Genomic DNA, 9979 nt, shown 5'->3' on the forward strand with positions numbered 1-9979 from the left:
GCGCCGCCGGGCGGGCGCCGGTCCGCCGCCGCGCCGCCGCAGAAGCACCGGCCCGCCGACCTGCCGCCGGTCGAACGCCGGCCCGGGGACACCGGGCGGCCGCTGTCGCTGCCCGCCGGCGCGGTCCTGCGGGTCGGGCCCGCCCGGGCCGGGCTGCGCACCTGGCTGGCCGTCTCGGGCGGGATCGCGGTCGAACCGGTGCTGGGCAGCCGGGCCACCGACACCCTCTCCGGCCTCGGCCCGCCCCCGCTGCGCGACGGCGACCGCCTCCCCCTAGGTCCCGCCGCCGGCCGGCCCGCCCCGGTGGACGCCACGGCCACCCCGCCCGTCCCCGCGCGGCTGCGGCTGGAGCTGCGGCTCGGCCCCCGGCACGACTGGTTCACCCCGGCCGCGCTCGACCTGCTGCTGAACACCCCGTACGCGGTCAGTCCGCTGAGCAACCGGGTCGGCGCGCGACTGGCCGGCGCCGCCCTGCCCCGCGCGGTGGCCGGCGAGCTGCCCAGCGAAGGGCTGGTCCTCGGCGCCGTCCAGGTGCCACCGGACGGCCAACCGCTGATCTTCCTCGCCGACCATCCGACCACCGGCGGATACCCGGTCGTCGGGGTGGTGGCCGACGTGACCCCCCTCGCGCAGGCCCGGCCAGGCACTACGGTGAGGTTCCATGGACCTCAACGCTGACCTCGGCGAGGGATTCGGGATCTGGCGGCTCGGCGACGACGAGGCGCTACTCGACCTCATCACCTCGGCCAACATCGCCTGCGGGTTCCACGGCGGCGACGCGTCCACCATGCACCGGGTCTGCGCCGCGGCCGCCGAGCGCGGGGTCAGCGTCGGCGCCCAGGTCGGCTACCGCGACCTCGCCGGCTTCGGCCGGCGGCACATCGCCTACGGCTTCTCGGAGCTGCGGGACGAAACGATCTACCAGCTCGGGGCGCTCGACGCGTTCTGCCGGCTGTTCCGCACCCGGGTCCGCTACCTCAAGCCGCACGGCGCGCTCTACCACGCGGCGGCCGGCGACGAGGCCCAGGCCGCCGCGCTGGTCGCCGCCGTCAACGGGTACGACCACGAGCTGCCGGTGCTCTGCCCGCCCGGCTCGGTGCTCGCCCAGCTCGCGGCCGGTGCCGGGCTGCGGGTCGTGCCCGAGGGCTTCGCCGACCGCAACTACCTACCCAACGGCCAGTTGGTGCCGCGCGGTGCCCCGGACGCGCTGATCACCGACCCGGACCAGGTGGCCAACCGGGCGGTCCGGATGGCCACCGAGCGCACCGTGGTGGCGGTCGACGGCAGCGTGGTGCCCTGCCAGGTCGAGTCGATCTGCCTGCACGGCGACACCCCCGGCGCGGTGCGCTGCGCCGAGCTGGTCCGGGCCGCCCTCATCGACGCCGGCGTCACGCTCACCCCGTTCGCCTGACCGGCCCGGCTCGACGTTCGCGGTGGAGCCGGGCGCCCGCGGCCGGGCTCAGCCCTCGTCCAGGCCGCGCAGGACGAGCGGCAGCCGGGTCGCGCCGCCGGCCACCACCCGCACCGGTACGCCCCAGTCCTGCCGGGTCAGGTGGCAGGCCGCGTGCTCGACGTCGGCGTCGCAGGTGGCCGCCTGCGCGGTGACCTGGAGCACGCCCTGCGCCACCGACCCGTCCAGCACCAGCCGGCGGGTCAGGTCCGTGGTGGTCCCGGCCCCCTCCACCAGCAGCTCCGGCGGGGAGGCGGAGACCACCAGCCGGGTCGACGGCCCGTACGTCTCGTCCAGCTTCTGCCCCGGCGCGGGCGTGAAGATCACGTCCAGGCTCAGCTCGCCGGCCGCCACGTCCGTGGGCTTGCGTTCCAGCTTGTGCCGCGGCCCGTCCACGGTGTTCGCGCCGGCCGCGCTGAGCGCCCCCGGGGCCAGCGCGGTCAGCCGGTGCGCGGCGGACTCGACCACCAGCACGCCGCCCTCGGCGGTGAGCACCACGTCGCTCGGCTCGGCCAGCCCGTCCGCCACCGTGCCGACCTGGTCGGTCTCCGGGTCGAAGCGGCGCACCGCACCGTTGTACGTGTCGGCGACCAGCACCGAGCCGTCCGGCAACGCGCACACCCCGAGCGGATGCTGCAACAGCGCCCGGTCGGCCGCCCCGTCGACGTGGCCGAAGTCGAACAGCCCCTGGCCGACCGCAGTGTGCATCGCCCCGTCCTCGACGTAGCGCAGGGCACTGGTCTCGCTGTCGGCGATCCAGAGCCGGCGGCCGTCGGCCGAGACCGACAGCCCGGAGGGCTGCGCCATCCAGACGTCCGGCAGCGGCCCGTCCCGCAGCGCCTCGACGGTGGTGCCCGCGTACATGCCGGCGGTCCGCTTCACCGGGTCGAACCACCAGAGCTGGTGGATGCCGGCCATCGCGATGACCACCTTGTCGTCGTACCAGGCGACGTCCCAGGGGGAGGAGAGGTCGACCGCGAGCGCGTCGTGCGCGTGGTCGTCGACCGTCGAGCGCCACTGCCGGCCGGTACCGGCGACCGTGACCACCTCGCCGGTCTCCAGCCGGACACCGCGCAGCAGGTGGTTCACCGTGTCCGCGACGACCACGTCGTACCCGGCCACCTCGGCGGCGTGCGGGGGAAGCAGGCAGAGGCCCTGCGGCTCGGAGAAGCTGGCCGTGTCGGCCGGGCCGTCGGCGTGGCCGCGGCTGCCGGTGCCGATCCGGCGCAGCGGCCGCTCGCCGTCCGGCGCCAGCTCGACCAGGGAGTGCCGGGCCGAGTCGGAGACCAGCAGGTTGCCGCCGTCAAGGACCACGGCCTTGCCGGGGAACCGCAGCGTGGTCTCCGGCTCGGCGGGCGGGACGTACGGGCCCTCGCCCCGGTGCAGGGTGCCCTTGGCCTCGTGGGTGGCGATCAGCTCGTCGATCAGCTTGGCCAGCCCTTCGGAGTGACCCTCGCCGGCCATGGTGGCGACCACGTAGCCCTCGGGGTCGATCACGGAGAGGGTCGGCCAGGCCTTCGCCGCGTACTGCTGCCACATGTCCATCTCGGGGTCGTCGAGCACCGGGTGGTGCACGCCGTACCGTTCGACGGCGGCGGCGAGGGCCGCGGCGTCCTTCTCGTGCTCGAACTTGGGCGAGTGCACGCCGATCACGACCAGCACGTCGCCGTAGCGCTCCTCCAGCGGGCGCAGCTCGTCGAGGACGTGCAGGCAGTTGATGCAGCAGAAGGTCCAAAAGTCGAGCAGGACGATCCTGCCGCGCAGGTCGGCCAGGGTGATCGTCTTCCCGCCGGTGTTCAGCCAGGCCCGGCCCCGCAACTCGGGGGCGCGTACGCGTGCGCTCATGACCCCATCGTGCCGCACCGCCGGCGGCGGGCCGGCCGGAAGGGGGGTGATCGAGGCGCAGCCGACACCACCGGCCCTGCTCGCCGGGCCGGCCGAAAGAAGGCGGCGGACCGGCCGGAAGAAGGCGGTGGCCGTCCGGGAGGCGGCAGTGGCGGCCCGGTCGGAAGAAGCGAGCGGGCGGGGTCACGGTCTGCCGTGGCTCCACCCGCCCGAACGGCTACTTGGCGGCCGGCTTCAGGCAGAGCACCCGGTTCGGCCCGTCGCCGGGGAGCACCACGTGCGGCTGCGCCGGGTCGGCGCACTTCTCCTTGCTGTCCACCTTGGCGACCACCGAAAACGCGCCCGGCTCGGCGCACTGCGCGGCCGTGGCGCCGTTGCCCGACTGCTTGACGCAGGAGCCCACGGCCGGGTCGAACGGGGCCGGCTTGTCGTCCCCGCCGATCTTGCCGAGCAGGGTGAGCAGGCCGAGCGGGATGGCCAGGATGAGCACCGCCGCGATCAGCACGAGGGCGAGCACCCGGCCGTTGCGCACCTTGGGCGCGGGCGCCTCGGTCTTCGGCTCCGCCTCCGGCTTGAACGAGTCGAAGCGGCCCTGCTCGGGGTCGCTGGTCGGGCCCGGCTGCCAGGCTGGCGGGGCCTGCTGGGGCGACGGCGGGAACGTGGGCGGGAAGCCACCCTGGCCCGGCCCACCGGGCCCCTGACCGGGCACGGCCACGGAGGCGCGCCCGCCGGCCGGGCTGCCGTACTGCTCGGGCTGGCCGCCGGGGCCGCCGTACTGGCCCTGGTGGGCGAACGGGTCATGCCCGACGGGGCTGCCGTACGGCTCCCGTTGGCCGCCGGGCCCGCCGAACGGGTCGTTGGCGCGGTCACCCTCCTGCGGGTGCACCCCGTTGACCGGGCGGTTGTTGGCGGCCGGGTCCATGAAGGACGGCACGCCCGGCGGGAACGGCGGCGGGCCGGCGGGCGACGACGGGGCCGGGGCGGCCTCGGCGTAACCGCTCGGCGTCGCCGGGTGTTCCGGCTCCCCGGCGCGTGGCCCCGGCTCGTCGAAGCGGGCGGCCTCGCCCGGGTAGCCAATCGGGGCGTCGTGGCCGGGCGCCTCCTCCGGCTCCGGGGGGACCGGGCGGCCGTAGACCCGGGGCTGCGGGGCCGGCGTGGCGGCCGGGCGCAGGCTCTGGTCGGTGGGGGGCATCACCCGGCTGGCCAGCGGGACCGACGCGCTGGCGGAGACGTGGCCCGGCGTGCCGGACTCCGGGGAGGTGCGCGGCGCGGGCACCACCGGCCCGGCCGGCGACTGCGGCTTCTCGTGGGACGTCTCTCCCCAGTTGCCGGCGCGCTCCGGCTCGTAGCCCTGCGGCTCCCGCTCGGCGGCCTCGGTGGCCGGGGAGTACTGCGCCGGCGGCACGTAGTCGGCGGGCGGGGCGGCGGCCAGGGCGGCGCCCGGCACCCGCTGCTCCTGCGGCGGCAGCGGTACGGCGTTCGCCGGGGAGATGCCGGGGCCCGGGGCGGGCTGGTAGGCGGGCGCCTCCGCGCCCCGGTTGGGCTGCCACTCGTTGGCCGGCGACTCGGCCGGCTCGGCCTCGGCCGCGCGGCCCCACGCCTCGCTGGCCGCCCACGGCTGGGCGGCCGGGATGGCCGGCGGCTGCGGCGGGTTCCACTGTGCCGGCTCGTCCTGGTTGCCGGACCAGGAGGGTGGGGAGTCGGGGGACGGAACCGACGCGCTGGCCCGGGCCGGCGTCTCCGGCGGGCTCCAGGGCGCGGCCTCCGGGCGTTCGGCGGGCGTCCAGCCGGGCTGCGCCGGCGGGTCCTGGTCCCGCTGCTGGGAGACGGCCGCGGCACCGGTCCAGGACGGGCGCTGCTCGTCCGAGGCGTCCCAGCCGGGCTGCGCCGGGTCGGGCTGGCCGGCGGCGCGGCCGGCGGCCCAGCCGCCGGAGCCGTCCGGATCGTCCTGGTGGCCGTCGGACGGGCCGGCCGGCCAGCCGCCGGACTGGCCGGGGTCGGCCGGCGGCGTGGCCCGGGCGTTCTCGGTCGGCGCACCGGGGACGGGCACCTTGGCGGACGCCCGGGCGGGCGGCTCGCTCGGTGCCCACGCGGGCGCGGCCTGGTCCTGCTGTCCCCAGGCGGGCGGTTCGTGCTGCTGCGGGGCGGCGGTCCCCACGGACCAGCCGCCGGAGCGGTCCGGCTGCGGCTCGGACGCCCCCGGCCAACCGCCGGAGCGGGCGGACTCGTCGTCCTGCTGCGGGGCGGGCCAGCCCCCGGAGCGGGACGCGTCGTCCTGCTGCTGGCCGGCGGGGACGTTCCAGCTCTCCTCGGGCGTCGTGGCCGGGGCGGGCACGTGCGCGGCGGCCCGGTTCGGCTCGGCGGACTGCGCCCAGGCCGGCTGCTCACCCTGGCCGGGGGCCGATGCGGCCCCCCAGGCGGGGGCGGCCGGTTCGGCCGGGTTGCCCCAGGCGGGCGGGCCCGGCTCGGCCGGGTTCGACGGTCCGGCCGTCCAGGCCGGCGGGTTCTGCTCGGGCGCGCCCCAGCCCGGCTGCCCGGCTCGGTCCCACCCGCCGGACTCGGCGGGCGGCGGCACCTGGGCGGCCCCACGGTTGGCCGGCGTCCAGCCGTTGGCCGGCTCGTCCTGGGCGGCCCACGCGGGTGCGGACCCGCCGCCGGCCGGCGGGGGCGGGGCCCAGCCGAGGTCGGGAGCGCCGGGGTACCCGTTGTCCTGCTGGGCCGGGCGGTCGCCGTACGGCGCCGGTCCGCCGGCTCCCGGCGACACCTCGCCCGGCTCCTGGCCAGGGCGGTGCGGGGCCTCGGACGTCATGGGTGCGCCTCCTCCGTCACATGTCACCGGCGATGCCGATCGGGACCGTCGGCAGGGTCGCCGGCGTCGCCGGTGGGTACCGGCGGTCGGGCTCCCCGCACCGTATCCGGTGGCCGCCCGGGGGCGTCCGGGGGAGCACCAGCCGTCACTCACCGTGGCCGGACGCTGCCGATCGGTTCTCGGGTGTCGCATGTGGTCCGGTGGTGGGCGGGTGGCGACCGAGCCCCACCGTACCGGGCGGTGCGGCGAGGTGGAATCCCGGTGCCGGTCGGGGGTGGAACGCCGAAGACCCGCCCGGTCGCCCGGGCGGGTCTTCGAACTGGAGGAGGTGAGGAAAGTAGGTGGCGTCAGCTCATGTGACGCTGGGCGATGATGAGAAGCTCCTCGCGGACCGCGGGCGAGTTGGCGGAACGCAGGGCGTGCTCGATGGCACGGGCCCGGCGGTTGGCGTCGCGGCGGGTGCGGATTCGCTCGATCATGCTCATTTTGGGTCTCTCCTCCTGGCTATTCGGTTGTCGGCCCCTTGATGTCTCTATTGAACCGCAAAACGGCGCGGACTTCCATCGATTATTAGGTGAGCTGAGCCACGTGCCTAAGGATCGTAGGTCAGGATGGGCTAAGGGCCGACGTTTCTTCCCCCAACGGCAACGGCCGGTGTGCCGGGCGTTAACCCGTGCACACCGGCCGCGGCCTGGTGCGAAGCGCCGTCAGGTCCAGGCGAGCAGCGCCGCCTCCGGATCGGCCAGGAAGTCCCCGATGTCGCGGAGGAACTTCGAGCCGAGCTCACCGTCGATGATCCGGTGATCGAAGGAGAGGCCCAGCGTGGTGACCAGGCGCGGCTTCACCTTGCCCTTGTGTACCCAGGGCTGCTCCCGCACCGCGCCGAAGGCCAGGATCGCCGACTCGCCCGGCGGCAGGATCGGCGTACCGGTGTCCACCCCGAAGACGCCGACGTTGGTGATGGTCAGCGTGCCGCCCGACATGTCGGCCGGGGAGGTCTTCCCGGACTTCGCGGTCTGCACCAGATCGGTCATCGCGTCCGCCAGCTCGCGCAGCGAGAGCCGGCCGGCGTCCTTGATGTTCGGCACGATCAGGCCGCGCTGGGTGGCCGCCGCGATGCCCAGGTTGACGTACTCCTTGACCACGATCTCGTCGCCGGCCCAGGTCGAGTTGACCATCGGGTGACGCTTCACCGCGAGCAGCACCGCCTTGGCGACCAGCAGCAGCGGCGAGACCCGCACGTCGCGCCAGTCGCGTCGGCCGCGGAGCCGGTCCAGTGCCTTCATGGCCCGGGTCACGTCGACGGTCAGGAACTCCGTGACGTGCGGGGCGGTGAACGCCGAGCGGGCCATGTTCTCCGCGGTGAGCTTGCGTACCCCCTTGACCGGGATGCGCTGCTCGCGGTCCGCGCCGAAGCTCGCGGCCGCCGTCGCCGGGGCGGTGGCGGCCAGCGGCTCGGCCGCCGCCGGGGTCCCGCTCGCCGCCCGCTGTACGTCCTCCCGGGTGATCGACCCGAGCGGACCCGAGCCGGTCAGCGTGGCCAGGTCGATGCCGAGGTCCTTGGCCAGCTTGCGGACCGGCGGCTTGGCCAGCACCGGACCGGCGGCCCGGGCGGTGCCGTTCACGGTCGGCGCGGGAGCCGCCGGAGCGGCCGGCGCCGGTGCGGCCGATGCCGGTGCGGCCGATGCCGGTGCGGCCGATGCCGGTGCGGCCGATGCCGGTGCGGCCGATGCCGGTGCGGCCGGCTGGGCCGGCGCCGCGGGCTGGCTCGGCAGCTCACCCTTGCGGGGCCGGCGCTTGGCCGGCGCGTTGCGCGGGCCGTAGCCGACCAGCACGGCGGTACGCCCGCCCGGCGCCACCCCACCGATCAGGCCCGGCTCGACCATGCCCTCGGCGGGCGCGACCTGGACCGCGGCCAGCGCTGCGGCGGACGGGGTGGGCAGGTCCGACGCCGGGGCGGCGGTGGTCGACTCCTCCACCGGCCCCGCACCCGGGTCGGTGTCGATCGCGATGATCGGTACGCCCACCTCGACGGTGGACCCCTCCGGATGGAAGATCGACTGCACCCGGCCGGCCCACTTCGCCGGGATCTCGACCGCCGCCTTCGCGGTCTCCACCTCGACGATCGGCTGGTTCAGCTCGATGTCGTCGCCGACCTTGACCAGCCAGGCGAGGATCTCGCCCTCGGTCAGGCCCTCGCCCAGGTCGGGGAGGTTGAATTCCTTGATCCGGGACATGCCGCTCACCAGCCGAAGGTGCGGTCGACGGCGTCGAGCACCCGGTCGAGGTCGGGCAGGTACTCCTCCTCCACCCGGGCGGCCGGGTAGGGGGTGTCGAAGCCGGTGACCCGCAGCACCGGGGACTCCAGGGAGTAGAAGCACTCCTCGGTGATCCGGGCCGCGATCTCCGAGCCCAGGCCCAGGTTGCCCGGGGCCTCGTGCACGACCACGCAGCGGCCGGTGCGCTTGACCGACTCGTACGCGGCGGTCAGGTCCAGCGGGGAGAGCGTGCGCAGGTCGATGACCTCCAGCTCGCGGCCGTCCTCGGCGGCGGCGGTGGCCGCGTCCAGGGCGGTGCGGACCATCGGGCCGTAGGCGAGCACCGTCGCGTCGGTGCCGGGCCGCACGACCCGGGCCGAGTGCAGCGGGTACGCGTCCGCGATCGGCGCCGCTAGGTCCACCGGACCCTTCTCCCAGTAGCGCCGCTTCGGCTCCAGGAAGACGATCGGGTCGTCGGAGGCGATGGCCTGCTGGATCATCAGGTACGCGTCCTGCGGGTTCGCGCAGCTCACGACCTTGAGGCCGGCGGTGTGCGCGAAGTACGCCTCGGGCGACTCGGAGTGGTGCTCGACCGCGCCGATGCCGCCGCCGTACGGGATCCGGATGACCATGGGGATCCGGACCTTGCCCTGCGAGCGGTAGTGCATCTTCGCCACCTGCGACACGATCTGGTCGTACGCGGGGTAGACGAAACCGTCGAACTGGATCTCGCAGACCGGCCGGAAGCCGCGGATGGCCAGGCCGACCGCGGTGCCGATGATGCCGGACTCGGCCAGCGGGGTGTCGATCACCCGCTGGTCGCCGAAGTCCTTCTGCAGGCCGTCGGTGATCCGGAAGACGCCGCCGAGCTTGCCGACGTCCTCGCCCATGATGACGACCTTGGGATCGTTCTCCAGGGCCTTGCGCAGGCCGGCGGTGAGGGCCTTGCCGAGGGTGAGCGTCTCCATGGCCATCAGTGCGCGCTCCCCTCGAACGACTCCAGGTACGTGGTGAACTGGGCCCGCTGCGCGTCGAGCTCCGGGGACCCGTTGGGGTAGACGTGGTCGAACATGGTCACCGGCTCCGGGTTGGGCATGGTCAGCACCCGCTCGCGCAGGTGCACCGACTCGGCGCGGGCCTGCTCGTCGACCTCGGTGAAGAACGACTCGTCGGCGATCTGCTGCTTGGTCAGGAACGCCTTCATCCGGGCGATCGGGTCCTTGGCCTGCCAGGCCTCGACCTCGCTGGCGATCCGGTACCGGGTCGGGTCGTCGGAGGTGGTGTGCGCGCCCATCCGGTAGGTGTACGCCTCGATCAGGCTCGGGCCCTGGCCGTGCCGCGCGTTGTCCAGCGCGTGCCGGGTCACCGCGTACGACGCGAGCACGTCGTTGCCGTCGACCCGGACGCCCGGGAAGCCGAAACCGCCGGCCCGCCGGTAGAGCGGGACGCGGGTCTGCCGCTCCAGGGGCTCGGAGATGGCGTACTGGTTGTTCTGGCAGAAGAAGACCAGGGGAGCGTTGAAGACGCTGGCCCAGACGAAAGACTCGTTGACGTCGCCCTGGCTGGTGGCGCCGTCGCCGAAGTAGGCGATCACGGCCTCGCCGTCGTCGCCACCGG

The 9979-nt window shown here is 75.3% G+C and carries 8 protein-coding genes; 2 read left to right on the forward strand and 6 right to left on the reverse strand.

Features of this window, described 5'->3' with window-relative positions; genetic code table 11:
* Positions 1-678 (forward strand): 5-oxoprolinase subunit C family protein (locus LQ51_RS08785; protein ID WP_046564206.1); only part of this gene is annotated, 678 nt, incomplete at its 5' end.
* Positions 662-1411, forward strand: a complete 750-nt coding sequence (locus LQ51_RS08790) for a LamB/YcsF family protein (RefSeq protein WP_046564207.1) — start codon at positions 662-664, stop codon at positions 1409-1411. The genes LQ51_RS08785 and LQ51_RS08790, both read left to right, overlap by 17 nt.
* Positions 1412-1459: 48 nt before the next feature.
* Here LQ51_RS08790 and LQ51_RS08795 read toward each other — a convergent pair whose 3' ends face one another.
* From LQ51_RS08795 to LQ51_RS08815, 6 genes are all read right to left on the reverse strand, one after another.
* Entirely contained in the window at positions 1460-3295 is a 1836-nt protein-coding gene (locus tag LQ51_RS08795; RefSeq protein WP_046564208.1) for an NHL domain-containing thioredoxin family protein, read from the reverse strand.
* A gap of 217 nt (positions 3296-3512) precedes the next feature.
* Entirely contained in the window at positions 3513-6104 is a 2592-nt protein-coding gene (locus LQ51_RS08800; RefSeq protein ID WP_046564209.1) for an LppU/SCO3897 family protein, read from the reverse strand.
* A 347-nt stretch (positions 6105-6451) separates the two neighbouring features.
* Positions 6452-6589 (reverse strand): hypothetical protein, encoded by a 138-nt coding sequence (locus LQ51_RS33355; RefSeq protein WP_197087593.1) that lies wholly within the window; start codon positions 6587-6589, stop codon positions 6452-6454.
* A 222-nt stretch (positions 6590-6811) separates the two neighbouring features.
* Positions 6812-8341 (reverse strand): dihydrolipoamide acetyltransferase family protein, encoded by a 1530-nt coding sequence (locus LQ51_RS08805; RefSeq protein WP_046564210.1) that lies wholly within the window; start codon positions 8339-8341, stop codon positions 6812-6814.
* A 5-nt stretch (positions 8342-8346) separates the two neighbouring features.
* On the reverse strand, positions 8347-9336 hold the full coding sequence (locus tag LQ51_RS08810) for an alpha-ketoacid dehydrogenase subunit beta (protein WP_046564211.1): 990 nt from the start codon (positions 9334-9336) through the stop codon (positions 8347-8349).
* A partial coding sequence (locus tag LQ51_RS08815) for a thiamine pyrophosphate-dependent enzyme (RefSeq protein ID WP_046564212.1) occupies positions 9336-9979 on the reverse strand: 644 nt, incomplete at its 5' end. The genes LQ51_RS08815 and LQ51_RS08810, both read right to left, overlap by 1 nt.

The sequence above is a fragment of the Micromonospora sp. HK10 genome, assembly GCF_000982955.1.
Classification (GTDB): domain Bacteria; phylum Actinomycetota; class Actinomycetes; order Mycobacteriales; family Micromonosporaceae; genus Micromonospora.

Coding starts and splice junctions, on each gene's coding strand:
- LQ51_RS08790 (WP_046564207.1), top strand. CDS start 662: ATGGACCTCAACGCTGACCTCGGCGAGGGATTCGGGATCTGGCGGCTC.
- LQ51_RS08795 (WP_046564208.1), bottom strand. CDS start 3,295: ATGAGCGCACGCGTACGCGCCCCCGAGTTGCGGGGCCGGGCCTGGCTG.
- LQ51_RS08800 (WP_046564209.1), bottom strand. CDS start 6,104: ATGACGTCCGAGGCCCCGCACCGCCCTGGCCAGGAGCCGGGCGAGGTG.
- LQ51_RS33355 (WP_197087593.1), bottom strand. CDS start 6,589: ATGAGCATGATCGAGCGAATCCGCACCCGCCGCGACGCCAACCGCCGG.
- LQ51_RS08805 (WP_046564210.1), bottom strand. CDS start 8,341: ATGTCCCGGATCAAGGAATTCAACCTCCCCGACCTGGGCGAGGGCCTG.
- LQ51_RS08810 (WP_046564211.1), bottom strand. CDS start 9,336: ATGGCCATGGAGACGCTCACCCTCGGCAAGGCCCTCACCGCCGGCCTG.